This window comes from Phenylobacterium sp. LH3H17 (assembly GCF_024298925.1).
Taxonomy (GTDB): Bacteria; Pseudomonadota; Alphaproteobacteria; order Caulobacterales; family Caulobacteraceae; genus Phenylobacterium.
In genome coordinates, this window is the sequence record NZ_CP101283.1 from 4020058 (window position 1) to 4036113 (window position 16056).

General features: G+C 69.1%; 15 protein-coding genes. 6 read left to right on the forward strand and 9 right to left on the reverse strand.

Annotation, left to right across the window (positions count from 1 at the left end):
- The first annotated feature begins 21 nt into the window (after positions 1-21).
- Entirely contained in the window at positions 22-2055 is a 2034-nt protein-coding gene (pbpC, locus tag M9M90_RS19835; RefSeq protein WP_254834954.1) for a penicillin-binding protein 1C, read from the forward strand.
- Positions 2056-2207: 152 nt separating this feature from the next.
- Here the strand turns inward: pbpC and maiA are convergent, their stop codons facing one another.
- Together maiA and M9M90_RS19845 are read right to left on the reverse strand one after the other, a co-directional pair.
- Complete coding sequence (gene maiA, locus M9M90_RS19840) at positions 2208-2852, reverse strand: maleylacetoacetate isomerase (RefSeq protein WP_254834955.1); 645 nt, start codon at positions 2850-2852, stop codon at positions 2208-2210.
- On the reverse strand, positions 2849-3532 hold the full coding sequence (locus M9M90_RS19845) for a fumarylacetoacetate hydrolase family protein (RefSeq protein ID WP_254834956.1): 684 nt from the start codon (positions 3530-3532) through the stop codon (positions 2849-2851). The genes maiA and M9M90_RS19845 overlap by 4 nt, the downstream gene beginning before the upstream one ends.
- A gap of 100 nt (positions 3533-3632) precedes the next feature.
- Between M9M90_RS19845 and M9M90_RS19850 the strand changes: the two genes are divergently transcribed.
- The 3 genes from M9M90_RS19850 (at position 3633) to M9M90_RS19860 (ending at position 6260) form a co-directional block, all read left to right on the forward strand.
- On the forward strand, positions 3633-4838 hold the full coding sequence (locus M9M90_RS19850; RefSeq protein ID WP_254834957.1) for a CaiB/BaiF CoA-transferase family protein: 1206 nt from the start codon (positions 3633-3635) through the stop codon (positions 4836-4838).
- Positions 4839-4857: 19 nt separating this feature from the next.
- Positions 4858-5328 carry a cupin domain-containing protein gene (locus M9M90_RS19855; RefSeq protein ID WP_254834958.1) on the forward strand — a complete coding sequence of 157 codons (471 nt, stop codon included), beginning with the start codon at positions 4858-4860 and terminating at the stop codon, positions 5326-5328.
- A gap of 62 nt (positions 5329-5390) precedes the next feature.
- Positions 5391-6260 (forward strand): crotonase/enoyl-CoA hydratase family protein, encoded by an 870-nt coding sequence (locus tag M9M90_RS19860; protein WP_254834959.1) that lies wholly within the window; start codon positions 5391-5393, stop codon positions 6258-6260.
- 2 nt (positions 6261-6262) lie between these two features.
- On the opposite strand, the gene M9M90_RS19865 is transcribed toward M9M90_RS19860, so the two are convergent.
- From M9M90_RS19865 to M9M90_RS19890, 6 genes are all read right to left on the reverse strand, one after another.
- Positions 6263-6568: an NIPSNAP family protein gene (locus tag M9M90_RS19865; protein ID WP_254837172.1), complete on the reverse strand. Its 306-nt coding sequence runs from the start codon at positions 6566-6568 to the stop codon at positions 6263-6265.
- Positions 6569-6600: 32 nt separating this feature from the next.
- Positions 6601-7812, reverse strand: a complete 1212-nt coding sequence (locus M9M90_RS19870) for a pentapeptide repeat-containing protein (protein WP_254834960.1) — start codon at positions 7810-7812, stop codon at positions 6601-6603.
- Between the two features lie 121 nt (positions 7813-7933).
- Positions 7934-8887 carry a magnesium transporter CorA family protein gene (locus M9M90_RS19875; protein WP_254834961.1) on the reverse strand — a complete coding sequence of 318 codons (954 nt, stop codon included), beginning with the start codon at positions 8885-8887 and terminating at the stop codon, positions 7934-7936.
- 72 nt (positions 8888-8959) lie between these two features.
- Positions 8960-9634, reverse strand: a complete 675-nt coding sequence (locus M9M90_RS19880; protein WP_254834962.1) for a CHAP domain-containing protein — start codon at positions 9632-9634, stop codon at positions 8960-8962.
- Between the two features lie 67 nt (positions 9635-9701).
- The gene (locus M9M90_RS19885) at positions 9702-10802 is read right to left on the reverse strand and encodes an acyltransferase (RefSeq protein WP_254834963.1); all 1101 of its coding nucleotides are present in this window, start codon (positions 10800-10802) and stop codon (positions 9702-9704) included.
- Positions 10803-10903: 101 nt separating this feature from the next.
- Positions 10904-11242 carry a VOC family protein gene (locus M9M90_RS19890; RefSeq protein WP_371876880.1) on the reverse strand — a complete coding sequence of 113 codons (339 nt, stop codon included), beginning with the start codon at positions 11240-11242 and terminating at the stop codon, positions 10904-10906.
- Between the two features lie 36 nt (positions 11243-11278).
- Here M9M90_RS19890 and M9M90_RS19895 point away from each other — a divergent pair, with 36 nt between their 5' ends.
- Positions 11279-12103 (forward strand): TerC family protein, encoded by an 825-nt coding sequence (locus tag M9M90_RS19895; RefSeq protein WP_254834965.1) that lies wholly within the window; start codon positions 11279-11281, stop codon positions 12101-12103.
- 111 nt (positions 12104-12214) lie between these two features.
- Positions 12215-13867 (forward strand): MDR family MFS transporter, encoded by a 1653-nt coding sequence (locus M9M90_RS19900; protein ID WP_254834966.1) that lies wholly within the window; start codon positions 12215-12217, stop codon positions 13865-13867.
- A gap of 2 nt (positions 13868-13869) precedes the next feature.
- Here M9M90_RS19900 and M9M90_RS19905 read toward each other — a convergent pair whose 3' ends face one another.
- Positions 13870-16029, reverse strand: a complete 2160-nt coding sequence (locus M9M90_RS19905) for a primosomal protein N' (RefSeq protein ID WP_254834967.1) — start codon at positions 16027-16029, stop codon at positions 13870-13872.
- Positions 16030-16056: the final 27 nt, after the last annotated feature.

The window sequence follows — 16056 nt, forward strand, 5'->3', positions numbered from 1 at the left end:
AGTGGGGGAGCATCTGGGGCCATGCGCCAACTCACCCTCGCCCTCATCGCCCTGCTGACCGTCGAAGTCGCTGTCTTCGTCCTCGACGCTGCGCTGCCGCCCGACCTGTCGCGGGGCGCGCGGTCCTCGCCGGTGGCCCTGGATCGGCGCGGCGTCTGGCTGCGGGCCCTGCCGGTGGAGAACGGTCGCTGGCGGATCCGGGCGGACCTGAGCCGCACCGATCCCAGCTTCCTGCGCCGGATGATCGCCGTGGAGGACGAGCGTTTCTGGCTGCATCGGGGTGTCGATCCCCTGGCCGTCGCCCGGGCCGGCGGCGGCGCCCTGGCGAGCGGCGCGATCACCTCCGGCGCCTCGACGCTCACCATGCAGACCGCCCGGCTGCTGGAGCCGCGGCCGCGTAACCTCGGGTCCAAGCTGATCGAGATGATCCGCAGCCTGCAGATCGAGGCGCGGCTCTCCAAGCGCGAGATCCTGGCGCTCTACCTGACGCTGGCCCCCTATGGCGGCAACCTGGAGGGCGTCCGCGCCGCAAGCCTGTCCTATTTCGGCCAAGAGCCCGAGACCCTCACCCTCGGCCAGCAGGCGCTGCTGATCGCCCTGCCCCAGTCGCCCGAGGCCCGCCGCCCCGATCGCCGCCCCGAGGCCGCTCGCACCGCCCGCCGCCAGGTGCTGGACAAGATGGTCCGCGCCCGCGTGATCAGCGAGGCCGAGGCCCACGAAGCCGAGACCGAACCCCTGCCCGGCCGCGCCCCTTTCCCGGCCATGGCCTGGCACGCCGCCGGCGAACTGGCCCGCGCCGCGCCGGTGAGCCAGGCCACCGTGGTCTCGACGATAGACGCGCGATTGCAGTCGAAGCTCGAACCCCTCGCCGCCCAGGTCGCCCGCGGCCAGGGCCCGGAGGCCACCGCGGCCATTCTGGTCGTGGAGATTGAGGGCCGCGCCGTGCGCGCCGCCGTCGGCTCCGGCGGGTTGCAGCGGCCCGGCGGCTGGATCGACATGACCCGCGCCGTCCGCTCGCCCGGCTCGGCGCTCAAGCCCTTCATCTACGGCTTCGCCTTCGACGACGGGATCGCCGCGCCCGACACCCAGATCGAGGACGCCGCGCGGCGGTTCGGCGACTACCAGCCTGAGAACTTCGACCGGGTCTTCCGGGGCAAGGTCACGGCCCGCGAGGCCCTGGCCAATTCGCTCAACGTCCCGGCGGTGGAGCTGCTGGACAAGCTGGGCCCGGCGGCCTTCGAGGCCCGGGTGGACGCAGCGGGCGTGAACCTGGTCCGGCCGCGCGCCGAGACCCGCGCGGCGGGCCTGGCCATGGCCCTGGGTGGGGTGGGCATCACCTTGCGCGACCTGGCGGTGCTCTATGCGGCCCTGGGCGACGGCGGGGTTGCCAAGCCGCTCGCCTGGACGCAGGTCGAGGCCGCGCGGCGCGAGGGCCAGGGCGGTGAGCGGCTGATGCGCCCCGAAGCCGCCGCCCAGGTGCTGGACATCCTGCGTGAGACCCCGCCGCCGGCCGGCTCGACCCCCGTGGCCCTGACCCGCGGCCGCCCGGTCATGGCCTTCAAGACCGGCACCTCATACGGCTTCCGCGACGCCGTGGCGGCCGGCATCGTCGGGCGCTACGTCATCGTGGTCTGGACAGGCCGGGCCGACGGCGGCGCGCGCGGAGGGCTGACCGGCCGCGACGCCGCCCTGCCCCTGCTGTTCGACGTGGCCGACCAGCTCGACGCCCCCGCCTCCGCCCCCCGGCCGATCGCCCCCCGCGCCGCGCCACAGGCGCTGGAAAGACTGGAACAGGCCGACCAGGGCCCACGGCTGATCTTTCCGCCGGACGGCTCGACCGTGCAGGTGGAGGCCTTCGGCCCGCCCGCGCGCGGCCTGGTCCTGGCCGCCGGGGGCGAAGGCTTGGCCTGGTACGTCGAAGGCGCCCCCCTCGCCGCCGAACCGGTCTCCGGCCGCACGGTCTGGCGCCCGAAAGGCCCGGGCTTCTACCGGCTGACCGTGGTGGATGCGCAGGGCCGCAAAGCCTCGGCGCGCGTGCGGGTCAAGGGCGGTTAGGTCCCAGATGCTCCCCCTCTGGGGCAGCTGTCGGCGAAGCCGACTGAGGGGGACTTTGACCCTTGCATTGTGGGCTTCAACCCCCTCCGTCACGTCGCCGAAGACGGCGACGCGCCACCTCCCCCAGAAGGGGAGGACCTAGGAATCAGCAGCTAGACCGGCTTGGCGTCCGGCTGATTGTCGGGGTGGGCGGCGATGAAGGCGTGGTGCTGGGCGGCGTGCTCGGCCACTGCGCGGATCGCCGGGAACGCCTCCAGATCGACCTTGTAACGCTGGGCCGAATAGACCTGCGGGATCAGGCAACAATCGGCGAGCGTGGGCGTGTCGCCGAAGGCGAACCCCTGGCCGTACTTGGCGACCATCGGCTCCAGGGTCTGGAAGCCGTCGACGATCCAGCGTTCCACCCACTTTGCGCGGCGGGGCGCGCTGACCTCCATGGCCTCCAGCGCCCGGTTCACCCGCATGTTGTTCAGCGGATGGATGTCGCAGGCCACGATGTCGGCCATGGCTCGGACACGGGCGCGGTCCAGGGCGGTCTTGGGCAGCAGGGCGGGCTCGGGATGGGTCTCGTCCAGCCACTCAAGGATCGCCAGGCTCTGGGTGAGGATCTCACCGTCCCCGATGTCCAGCGCCGGGGTCAGCCGTTGCGGATTGACCGCGCGATAGGCCGCCTGGTGCTGGTTCCCCTCCAGCAGGTTCACCGCGACATAGCCGTAGTCGAGGCCCTTGAGCTGCAGGCCGATGCGCACGCGGTAGGGGGCGGTGGCCCGCCAATAGGAGTGAAGGGTCAGACTCATGCTGTCACCGTGAACTGGAGTTGGCCGACGCCCTCGACCTCGCCGGTCACGAGGTCTCCCACCGCCACGGGCCCGACGCCCTCGGGGGTGCCGGTGAAGATCAGGTCGCCGGGAGCCAGGGTCCAGAGCTTGGAGGCTTCGGATATGATCTCGGCCACGTTCCAGATCATGTCGGCGACCGTGGCGTCCTGGCGGACCTCGCCGTTGACCGAGAGGGTGATGCGGCCCTGCGGCGCCGCGCCCGTCCAGGGCCGGATAGCCGAGATCGGAGCCGAGGCGTCGAAGCCCTTGGAGGCGTCCCAGGGCTGGCCCTTGTCCTTGGCGGCGTTCTGCAGGTCGCGGCGGGTGAGATCGACGCCGACCGCGTAGCCGTAGATCAGGGTGAGGGCCGTCTCGACCGAGATGTCCCGCCCGCCGAACTTCAGGGCCACCACCAGCTCGATCTCGTGATGCAGATTCGCCGTGCGCGGCGGATAGGGCACGGCCTGGCCCGGTGGCGCCACGGCGTCGGCCGGCTTGGCGAAGAAGAACGGAGGATCGCGGTCGTCGCCGCCCATCTCACGGCGGTGGGCGGCGTAGTTCCGCCCCACACAAAGGATCCGACGGACCGGGAAGGCGGCCGCCTCCCCCTCAACAGGAACGGTGGGCGTGGGCGGCGGGGCCAGGACGTAGTCGGTCATGCCTGCGCCCTTACGCCCGACGCGCCCGACTGTGAAGGCCGGCATTGACAGACGAAGCGTCAGGCGGGTCCAACGGGCGACAAGCAGCATCGAGGACGCCATGACCGACGCCCCCAACAACGGCCCCCTCAAGGACCTGAAGGTCGTAGAGATGGGCACCCTGATCGCCGGCCCGTTCTGCGGCCAGATCCTGGGTGATTTCGGCGCCGATGTGATCAAGATTGAGGATCCGAAGACCGGCGACCCCATGCGCCAGTGGGGCCGCAGCCTGCCCAAGGGCCTCTCGCCCTGGTGGCCGGTGATCGGACGCAACAAGAAGTCGGTGGGGTTGGACCTGCGCACGCCGGAAGGCCGCGCCATCGCCCAGGACCTGATCGCCCAGGCCGACGTGCTGATCGAGAACTTCCGGCCGGGCACCTTGGAGAAGTGGGGCATGGACTACGCCACGCTTAGCGCCCGCAACCCGCGCCTGATCATGGCCAGGGTGTCTGGCTTCGGCCAGACCGGGCCCTATTCCAGCCGGGCGGGATATGGATTGATCGGCGAGGCCATGGGCGGCCTGCGCCACGTCACCGGCGAGCCCGACCGGCCTCCGGCCCGGGCCGGCATCTCCATCGGCGACAGCCTGACGGCCATGCACGCGGTCATGGGAATCACCATGGCCCTGCACGCGCGCACCAACACCGGCCGCGGCCAGGTGATCGACGCGGCCCTGTACGAGAGCGTGCTGGCGGTGATGGAGAACCTGGTCACCGAGTACGACCTGACCGGCTATGTCCGTGAGCGCTCGGGCTCGATCCTCCCCGGCATCGCGCCGTCCAACGTCTATCCCTGCGCCGGCGAGGGCATGATCCTGATCGGCGGCAACGGCGACACGGTGTTCGCCCGGCTCTGCGAGACCATGGGTCGCCCGGACCTGGCCAAGGACCCGAAGTTCGTCGACCACGCCGCGCGCGGGGCGAACCAGCACGAGCTCGACCAGATCATCTCCGGCTGGACCAAGGGCTTCGAGCTGGACGCCCTGCTGGCCCTGCTGGAGGAGAAGGGCATCCCGTCGGGCCGCATCTTCCGCGCCCCGGACATGCTGGAGAACGAGCAGTACCTGGCCCGTGACTCCATCGTGGAGACCGACCATCCGGTGTTCGGCAAGGTGAAGATGCAGAACGCCTTCCCGAAGCTCTCGGAGACCCCCGGCGCGGTGCGCTGGCCCGGTCCGACGCTAGGCCAGCACACCGACGAGGTGCTGGGGGGCCTGGGCCTGACCCCCGCCAGGGTGGCGGAACTGCGGGCCAAGGGGATAGTCTGACCGTCTCAGGAGAGCGGCCATGTCCGACGAGATCCCCGAAGACGGCTGGAAGCACAGCGGGGTCCGCGTGATTCCCGGCGACCAGCTCGACGACAACACCCCCCAGACGCCGGGCATGCACCGGGCGGCGGCGATCAACTTCGCCCGGGTCGGAGCCCAGAAGCTGTGGGCCGGGACCGTCCATATCCATGCCGACGCCAAGACCGGCGCCCATCATCACGGGCCGCTGGAGAGCGTGATCTATGTGCTGAAGGGCCGGGCGCGGATGCGCTGGGGCGAGAAGCTGGAATTCACCGCCGAGGCCGGCCCCGGCGACTTCATCTATGTGCCGCCCTTCGTGCCGCACCAGGAGATCAACGCCTCCACCAATGAGACGCTGGAGTGCGTGCTGGTGCGCAGCGACAATGAGGCCGTGGTGGTCAATCTGGACATCGAACCCGTCGAGAGGCCCGAGGGCGTGGCCTGGATCGATCCGATCCACAGGGCTTAGACGCGCTTCCCTTCCCCATCGTCACGGCGCGATGATGCCGCAACGCCATAGGGAGACGCGCCATGACCACCGCCATCGATGTGACCACCACCGACTGGACCTGCTTCGCCGTCACCATCGAGGACCATGTCGCCCACATCCAGTTGAAGCGCCCCGAGGCCATGAACACCATGGTCCGCGCCTTCTGGAACGAGCTCCCGGCCATCGTGAAGGACATCGATCACAACGCCCGCGCCCGGGTGATCGTCATCTCGTCGACCGGCAGGCATTTCAGCGCCGGCATGGACCTGGCGGTGTTCGGCGGCGGCGGATCCACATCGCAGAACCAGGTGCAGGATCGCCACATCAACGCCGAGCAGCAGCGCCACCATATCCATTGGCTGCAGGACTGCTTCGGCTGTCTGGACGACGCGCGAATCCCGGTGATCGTGGCCATCCAGGGCGGCTGCATCGGAGGGGCGGTGGACATGACCAGCGCCTGCGACATCCGTTACGCCACCGCCGACGCCTTCTTCTGCATCCAGGAAATCAATATCGGCATGACCGCCGACGTCGGCACCTTCCCGCGGCTGTGCAAGCTGATCCCCGAAGGCTGGGTGCGCGAGATGGCCTATACGGGCCGCAGGATGCCCGCCCAGAAGGCCAAGGAGATCGGCTGGGTCAACGAAGTGTTCGACACCCATGAGCAGTGCGTCGACCATGCCCTGGTCACTGCCCGCGAGATCGCCTCCAAGGCGCCGCTGGCGGTCGCCGGGTCCAAGGTGATGATCAACTACGCCCGCGACCACACCATCAAGGACGGGCTGGATTACATCGCCGTATGGCAGACCGGCATGTTCTCCGGCGCCCATATGGGCGAGGCTTTCAAGGCCAAGGCCGAGAAGCGCGATCCGGTGTTCCAGGACCTTCAGCCCCTGCGCCACGAGATGTGAGGCTAAGACAGCACAGGGCGCATGAAGCTGCGATCGTAACGCAGGAAGGTGCGGTGCAGGTCGTTGAACGCGATGGCGGCCTGGCATTCCGGGTCGGTCGCCGCGGCGGCTCGATAGGTCTCGTAGGCGGCCAGGCTGGGGAAGCTGAACAGGGCGACCGCAATGTCGCTGGCGCCCTCCGACGGCAGGAAATATCCGTGGTGGGTTCCGCCGAACTTGGTCACCAGTGGGATCCACATCCGCGCATAGGCTTCGAACTCGGCGAGTTTGTCAGGGTCGACGACGTAGCGGATGTGGCAGGTGACCATCGGCACCGTGTCGGCCGAGTCGCGGCCGGCGCCTAGACCTCCAGCTCCGCCCCCGCCAGGTCGCACAGATCCATCCGCGCCTCATGCAGGTCGGCGCCCAGGAACCGGGCGCGGCGGGCGTGGGCCGTGCGCAGGTCGGCGTGGCGCAGGATCGCCCGCGACAGGTCCGTGCGCACATAACGGCCCGGGCCGATCTCCAGGGGTCCAAGCTGGGCCCCGCGCAGATTGGCCCGGCCGAGTTGGGCGTCGATCAGCCTGGCTCCACGGAGGTCGGCCCCCCGCAGGTTCGCGCCGCGCAGGTCGCAGCGGGAGAGGTCCGCCCCCTGCAGCTCGATCCCCTCCATGTCGAGGCCCAAGAACACCGAGCCGGGTGCGTGCAGGCCGCTGAGCTTGCGGCGCCTGAGGTTGCGCATCGGGCGGAAGTCCACCCCGTCGAGGCGGACCGCCTCGCCCGCGCCGCCGCCGCTGACACAATAGGCCTCGTGGGCGTTGACCAGGCCCACCAGCGGCCGGTCGTCCACATAGACCACGGCCGGCGGGGTGTGCAGCGCCTCCGAGAGGTCCGCGCCCTCCACCGTGGCGAACGAGAGGTCCACCCGCACCAGCACGGCGCGCCGCAGCGACGCGCCCGAGAGGTCGGCCCCGGCGATGTCGGCGCCGGTGAGGTCGGCGCCGTCCAGGCGGGCCTTTATCAGCCGCGCACCGCCCAGGGACGCGCCTGCCAGATTGGCCTCGGTGAAGTCGGTGGCGAGCGCGTTGGCGTTGGTCATCTGCGCGCCGGTGAGATTGGCGCCGGACAGGACGGCGAAGGAGAGCTCCCCAGGCCCGCCGGCATGGTCGAGATAGCGGAAGCCCTGGACGCGGTCCTGCAGGGCGATGCGGCCCTCGCGCAGGTCGCAGCCGGCCAGGTTGGCGTCGGCCAGGTTGGCGCCGCGCAGGGATGCGCCGCGTAGGTCGGCCTTGGCCAGGTTGGCCTTGCGCAGGTCGATGTCGCGCAGGTCGGCGCCGAACAGCACCGCACCGGCCAGATTGGCCCCGATCATCAGGGCGCCGTTCAGCCGCGCGCCGGTCAGGTCGGCGTCGCGCAGGTCGATCTTCTCAAGCTTGAGATGGCTAAGGTCCAAGTAACTGAGATTCGCCCTCCGGCCGCCCGTGCGGCCGGAAAGATAACGCCGGTGCAGGTCGAGCGCCTGTCGCAACCGATCTGGGTCGATACTGCGGAATATACTGGCGACGGCTGACATTCTGACCACGGTAAGCTGGAATAACCGCAGGATGGTCTTTCGCGCTTAAGGAACGGTTGCGACCACCGGTCGCATTTTCCGTCAACCTTACCGTGGAAGCTTGGCCATAAGAGCTGGCCGGCTACAGCCAGCCCTTCTTCTTGAACCACCAGAAGGGCGCGACGGCGGTCAACGCCATCAGCAACATGGCGAACGGATAGCCGAGCAGCCAATGCAGTTCCGGCATGTGGTCGAAGTTCATGCCGTAGATCGAGGCCACCAGGGTGGGCGGCAGGAACACCACGGCGACCACCGAGAAGAACTTGATGATGCTGTTCTGCTCGATGTTGATCAGGCCCAGGGCCGCGTCGAGCAGGAACGAGATGTGGTTCGACAGGAAGCCGGAATGCTCGGTAAGCGCCTGGATGTCGTGCTGTATCGAGACCAGGTGGCCGCGGCGGCCCTCGCCCTCCTGCAGCTCGGCGGCCAGGGCGGCGAAGTTGGCCAGCCGGCTTAGGGAAAGCTGGCTCTTGCGGATCATCGAGGTCACCGACTGGGCGCGCGCCAGGTCGCTGAGCATGGGAGCGAAGGCGGTGGAGGGCGGCCGATTGAAGATCGCCACCGAGGTCTCCTGCACCAGGCTGGATTCCCGCTCCAGCACCTCGGCGGCCCGTTCGACGACGGCGTCCAGGAGCTCGAGCAGGACCTCGGCGCCCTCCACGATATGAACGTGCTTGCAGCGCTCGCCGAAGATGCGAAACGCCCGGAGCTCTTCGTAGCGGATGGTGATCAGCACCCCCCGGGCCAGGACGAAGGTCACCGGCGTCGGGACGGGATGCTGGTCCTGACTGTGCGCCAGCAGGGTCGCGGTGAGGAAGGTCGCCCCGGCCTCCTGGTAGAGCCGCGAGGACGGCTCCAGATGGGCCATCTCCTCACGCGTCGGAAGGTCGATCTTGAACGCCGCCTCGACGGCCAGCTCTTCATCACGCGTGGGCGAGACGAGATCGATCCAGATGGCGTCCTCGGGCGGCCGCCAGTCCGCGCCGGTGGGCTCCGTCAACAGGCCGTGCGCGGCTCGGCGAAGCAGGTTCAGCATGGGATTCTCCGCCACGGGCTCGACCCCATGTGCGGCGCTGCGCGCGAGCCGTCAACCGGCTCGCGCCAGGAGCTAGTCTTCCGAGGACGGCTGGGTGGCGGCCTGGATAAGGGCGGCGATCCGGTCAGTGGAGTCCGCGGCCTGACCCAGCATCTGCAGGGGTCCCGCGCCCGGACGGACCATCGAGACCACCTGGTTGGCCGCGCCCTGGGCCACCGCGATGGCGGCGCTCTGGGCCGAGTTGAAGCCGGAGCTGGCGGTGCGGACCGCCACGGCGTCCTGATAGATGAAGCCGTGGGTGGGATAGGTGGACGAGCCAAGGTCGCGGACGGGATCGTACCAGACCTTGACCTGCGACCAGTCGCCGGTGGGCGAGACGTCGATGACGGTGACGTCCTTCTCGATCTGCCCGCGGGTCCCGCCGATGCGCGACCAGTTGGCGTGGCTAATCTGGATGACCCGGTCGGTGAGCACCTGGCTCACCACGGCCACGTGGCCCAGCCGCATCTTGCCGTTCGGCTTGAAGCAGAGGACCGCACCGGCCTTCGGCGAAACGCCCGTGTCGTACTTGCCGACCGCCTGCTTCCACCAGGTCCAGGCGTCGCCATAGATCTGCACGCCAGACATCAGCCGGGCGAAGGGCACGCATTGCCAGTAGGTGTCGGCGACCGCGCCGGACACCGGCGCCAAGGTCATAACCGCTATGGCGGCCAGGGAACCCAGAAGGGCTCTCGGTCGTTTCAGCATGTTAGAGGAACTCCCCACGAGTTTCGGCCGTAGGGTTACCTATCCTCCATCGGGATGAAAAGACCCTTTACGCCTGTGCGGCCGAAGGTCGCCGCGACTCCCACGAGTCGGCCATCAGCTTCATCCGGGCACGAGCCGGCTTTTCTATCAGATGATAGGACGCCGCGGCCAGTGGAACCACGGATCCCAAGAAAACTAACCACAGCCAAAGGGGTAGGCGCTCGTCGTTGATCTGCAAAACCTTGGAGGCTGCATTCACGAACACTATCTTCCACGGCACGCAAACCATGTAGACGGAGTAGCTGACCTCACCCAGATAGACGAGCGGCCGTTGTCCCAAGACCTCGCCACCCGTCTGGGCGGTGCGGGCCATGAAGAAGATCACCGCCCCCAGGCCGGTCACAATTAAGGCATCTGGGGCGGCGAACGCCGACATTGTGAGCACAGCGCCCGCGGAAGCGGCAGATGCGACGATCGCCGCCAGCCGATTCTGCGCCGGCTTGGCGCGCCAGAGCGAATGCAGGGCGCAGCCCAGGGCGAAGCAGGGGACGATCCGCAGCGCGCCCCAGGCGATGGTGGCCTGGGTCAGCGGGAAACCCGCCAGGGCCTGGAACGCGGCGTAGAGGCCGACCAGGAAGCCCACCGCCAGTCCGACCGCCAGATAGGGACGATCCTTGAGCGCCAGGGCGGCCCAGGCGAAGGCCGGGAAGGACAGATAGGCGAACCATTCGGCCGAGATCGACCATGACGGATGGTTGAAGGCCGCCTGCGGGGCCAGGCCCCAGGCCTGCAGCATCAGCAGGTTCGCCGGCAGGGATTCCCAGGAAAGGATGTTTGCGTCGATGGCGAAGCCGGCCAGGCCCGCGCCCAAGCCCAGCGCGATCATGCCCAGCAAGGTCGCCAGATGCAGCGGATAGACCCGGGCCAACCGGTTCCACAGGAAGGATCCGTAGCGGAACCGCCCCTCCTCCACGCTGGTCCGGTAGACGTGACAGAGGATGAAGCCGGAGAGGATGAAGAACAGCTCCACCCCCAGATAGCCCTTCTCCACGACCATCGGAACGGCGCCGGCCACGTCCAGCTTGGGCCAGTAGTGATAGATCACCACCCACATGGCCGCGAAGAACCTCAGCGAGGTCAGCGGCCGGATGTTCTGCGCGTCGTTCATGCTCGCGTCCCGATTCGGCGCCTGGACGGCGCGCTCGAAGGTCAGCGTGCAAACATCGTACGCGACCGACCCCAGGATGCGGCCAAAGCCTCACCATCCGGTTACGCGCCCATGTAGCGGTCCCAGAAGCCCGGGGCCGGCTCGACCTGCTCGACGACATCGACCCAGAGACCCGAGGGATCGAAGAAGCCGAACCGGAACTGGCCGAAAGTCTCCCGGGTCAGGGGATAGTCGGCGACCAGGCCCTTGGCCCGGCAGGTTTCGTGCGCCGAGGCGGCGTCTTCCACCTGTAGCTCGAAGCACATGCCCTTCCCGGAGAAGGTTTCCGGGCCGGGCGGCGTCGAGGGATGGTCCGGGCTCATGAAGGCAAGGCTGGCGCCGGCGGCCTGATGGAGTGCCTGCGTCGCCAGCCCGCCTCTGGCGGCGGCGGCCCGATGCACTAGATAGGGACATTCACCACCCTCGAGAGGACCCCGATGGATAGCCTGATGACCCTTGCCGCCGATCCCACGGTATGGGCGGCGCTGATCACGCTGATCGTCATGGAGGTGGTCCTCGGGATCGACAATCTGGTCTTCATCTCGATCCTCTCCAACAAGCTGCCCCCCGAACAACGCACCCGCGCGCGGCGCATCGGCATCGCCCTGGCCCTGGTCATGCGCCTGGCCCTGCTTTCCACCCTCGCCTTCATCGTGGGCCTGACCGCGCCGGTCTTCGAACTGCCCTGGCAGGGACCGGTCGACACTCACGGAGTGCCCGCCTGGGAGCTGGCCTTCTCCTGGCGCGACCTGATCCTGATCGCCGGCGGCCTGTTCCTGGTCTGGAAGGCCACCACCGAGATCCACCACACCATGGACCCCACGCCCAACGATGACGTGTTCGACACCAAGGCGGCGGTCAGCCTGAACTTCGGGGCCGCCATCTTCCAGATCATCCTGTTGGACCTGGTGTTCTCGATCGACTCGATCCTCACCGCTGTGGGGATGACCGACCACCTGCCGGTGATGATCATCGCCGTTGTCATCACGGTCGCCATCATGCTGGTCGCGGCCGATCCCCTGGCCAATTTCATCAACAACAACCCGACCGTGGTGATGCTCGCCCTGGGCTTCCTGCTGATGATCGGCGCTGTGCTGATCGCCGACGGCTTCGGCGTGCATGTGCCCAAGGGCTACATCTACGCGGCCATGGCCTTCTCGGCCCTGGTGGAAGGGCTCAACATGGCCTCCCGCCGCGCCGCAAACCGGAAACGTAACCTGTCCGAAACACAGGGTGGCGACACAGCTGCTAGGCTGCACTAGGCTTCATCGCGGGGCGGACGATCATTCTTCCGTCCGTCCCGTCCGAAGATTGAACGACGACAAAAACGATAGATCAGGGGCGGTCCATATTGACCGCTACGGAAACGCCGATTGAACGAGCCTCACGTCCATAGCGACGACGAGCGCCGGCTTACGCTCATCTCCGTGATGATCGTCTTCCTGCTTGCCGCCATGAGCCAGACGGTCATCGCCACCGCCATGCCGCGCATCGTCGGCGACCTGTCGGGGCTGCACCTCTACGCCTGGGCCACCACAGCCTATCTGTTGGCTTCCACGGTCATGGTGCCGATCTGGGGGAAGCTGGGCGACCTCTACGGCCGCAAGGTCGTGCTGCTCACCGGCATCGGCCTGTTCCTGGCCGGCTCCTGGCTGGCCGGGCTGGCGGGCGAGTTCGGCGACCTGCCGCTGCTGGGCGGCGGCATGACCCAGCTCATCGCCTTCCGCGGGATCCAGGGCCTGGGCGGCGGCGCCTTGTTCACCACCGCCTTCGCGATCCTCGCCGACCTGTTCGCGCCGCGTGAGCGGGCCAAGTTCTCGGGCCTGTTCGGCTCGATCTTCGGCATCTCAAGCCTGTTCGGCCCCCTGGTGGGCGGCTTCCTCACCGACCACGGGACGGTGATCCTGTTCGGCCACCTGATCGCCGGCTGGCGCTGGGTGTTCTTTTTCAACATCCCCTTCGCCCTGGCCGCTGTCGCCATGATCGTCTGGAAGATGCCCACCCTGCCCCAGCGCGGCGGCGGCGGGATCGACTGGTTCGGCGCAGCCCTGATCGTGGCCGCCTTCGTCCCCCTGCTGCTGGCCATCACCTGGGGCGGGCGCGAACATCCCTGGGGCTCGCCGCTGATCGTCGGCATGATGGCCTGGTCGTTTGTCGGCGTGGTCGCCTTCCTGTGGATCGAGACCAAGGTCCGCGACCCGATCCTGCCGCTGGAGCTGTTCGCCAACCGCACCTTCGTCACCGCCAATGGCGCCGCCTTCGTCTACTCCATGGCCTTCATGGGGGTGTCGAGCTTCCTGCCCCTCTACATGCAGGTGGGCCAGGGCATCCCGGCCACGACCAGCGGCCTGACCATGCTGGCCCTGATGGGCGGCTTCGTCCTCTCCTCGACCATCTGCGGCCAACTGGTCACCCGCACCGGCCACTTCAAGCCGTTCATGATCGGCGGCGGCGCCATGCTGGTGCTGGGCGCGGCTCTGCTCTGCTTCATCGGTCCGGACACCTCGATGCTGGACCTGGCCTGGCGGCTGCTGATCTTCGGCATCGGCCTTGGACCGGGCCAGAGCCTGTTTAGCCTGGCGGTGCAGAACGCCGTACCGTTCCATCAGCTTGGAGTGGCGACGTCGTCCAGCCAGTTCACCCGCCAGATCGGCTCGACGATCGGCGTGGCGCTATTCGGCGCCCTGCTGACTGCGGGCCTGGCCGGGGAGCTGGAGCGCCACGCCGCCGCCGATCCGGCCGCCCAAGTGCGGGTGCTGGACATGGGCGACCTGCAGCGGATGGCCCTCGACCGCACCCTGCATCCGGAAGAGGCCGCGGCCCGCGCCGCCGATCCTGTGCTCCGCGCCCAGGACCGGACGGTGCGCGAGAGCTTCTCCACGGCCATCGTCCACGGGATGATCTTCACCCTGGTCGTGCTGGTGGCGGGTTTCGTGCTGATGCTGATGGTGCCCGCCGCGCCCCTGCGCGAGAGCCCGCTGCGTCCGGGCGCCAAGGTCGAGCCCAAGCCAGAGGCGGCGGAGTAGGCCTACAGGAAGCTGTACGGGTCCACGTCGATCGACACCCGGATCGCACCGGGCGGCCGCACCCGGGCCCGCCAGGTGGCCAGGTAGGCGGAGAGGTCCACCGTGCGGTCGGCCCGAACCAGGAAGCGCTTGCGGCGGCGCCCGCGCACCAGGCCCAGGGGCGCGTCGGCGGGACCGTAGACCTCCACCCCCTCGGCGTTGGGCGCCGCCTCGGCCATGGTCCGCACGAAGGCCTCCAGGGCCTGAGGGTCGGGGCCCGAGACCACGATCGCCCCCAGCCGGCCGAACGGCGGCAGCTTCATGATCTCGCGCTCGGCCATCTCGGCCTCGACGAAGGCGTCGCGGTCCTGGGCCTTGAGCGCCTGCATCACCGCGTGCTCCGGGGCGTAGGTCTGCAGCAGGGCGCGGCCCGGCCGGTCCTTGCGCCCCGCGCGCCCCGTGGCCTGGGCCAGCAGTTGATAGGTCCGCTCGGCGGCCCGCAGGTCGCCGCCGCGCAGGCCGAGGTCGGCGTCGACCACCCCCACCAGGGTGAGCTTGGGGAAGTTGTGGCCCTTGGCGGCGGCCTGGGTGGCCACCAGGATGTCGATCTCGCCGTCGGCCATCGAGGCCACCAGCCGCCGCGCCTCCTTGGCGTCCCAGACCGTGTCGGACGAGAAGACCGAGATCCGCGCCTGCGGGAACAGCCCCCGCGCCTCCTCCTCCACCCGCTCCACGCCCGGGCCGATGGAGGTCAGGCTGTCGCGGGCCCCGCAGTGGGGACACTTGTCCGGCTTGGGCATGGAGAAGCCGGTCAGGTGGCAGACCAGGCGGCCGGTGTAGCGGTGCTCCACCAGCCACGAGTCGGTGTCGGGCGACGTCATGCGTTCGCCGCAGGCCTTGCACAGCACCAGGGGCGCATAGCCCCGGCGGTTCAGGAACAGCAGGGTCTGCTCGCCGGCGGCGAAGGTCTCGACCATGGCCTGGACAAGTGGGGGCGAAAGCCAGCGGCCGGTCTCCGGCGGGGTCTCCCGCAGGTCAATCAGCGAGATGTCCGGCAACCGCGCCACCCCATGGCGCGAGGAGAGCTTCAGCCAGCGATAGCGGCCGGTCTCGGCGTTGCGCAGGCTCTCCAGGGACGGGGTCGCGGAGGCCAGCACGACGGCCGCGTCCTCGATCTTGCCCCGCGCCACCGCCAGGTCGCGGGCCTGGTAGATGAAACCCTCGTCCTGCTTGTAGGAGCTGTCGTGCTCCTCATCGACGACGATCAGGGCAAGCCTGGTGAACGGCAGGAACAACGCCGAGCGGGCGCCGACCACGATGCGGCAGCCTCCGGTGGCCACCGCCTCCCAGACCCTGCGGCGCATGGGCGGAGCGACGTCGGAGTGCCATTCGCCGGGCCGGGCGCCGAACCGGCTCTCGAAGCGGGCGATCACCGCCTGAGTCAGCGCGATCTCTGGAAGCAGCACCAGGACCTGGGCGGCGGGGTCGCGGGCGAGGGCCTCGGCCGCGGCTTCCAGATAGACCTCGGTCTTGCCGGAGCCGGTCACCCCGTCCAGCAGGGCGACGTTGAAGCCGCCTTCCCGAACCATGGCCTTCAGGGCCTCGGCGGCGGCGGCCTGGCTGGCGTTCAGCGGATGGCCGGCCAGGGCGAGATCAGGTTCGGGGTAGCGAACCTCGGGGACGATCAGCCTCATGACCAGGGCGCCGTCGTCCACCAGCCCCTTGACCACGCTCGACGAAACCCGGGCCGCCCGGGCCAGGTCGGCCGGCGACAGGGGCTTGATGGCGGCCTCCAGCACCCTGGCGCGGGCGGGGGTCATCCGGGCGGGGGCGGCGCCCGTGAGCTCCATCACCTTTTCCGGCCTGGCCTTGGGCGCGCGGGCGCCGCGGGTGGCGATAGCCAGCGGCGATCCCGGCGAATCCACCGAATAGCGCGCCGCCCACTGGATGAACTCCAGGGTTCCCGGCGGCAGGGGGGGATCGTCCAGCTTGGCCTCGATCAGCTTCAGCGGCCGGTTGCCGCCGGCGGCCTCGCGCAAGGCCGTGACGACGCCCCGCAGCAGTCGGGGCCCCAGGGGCGCGGCCACCTGGTCACCGACTTGCAACTCCATGCCCTCGGGTTCGGCATAGTCGAACGCCTCCGGCAGGGGCATGGGCAGGAGGACGGAGGCGATGCGGCTCATGGTCCCGTCCACATAGGCTGGTCCGCG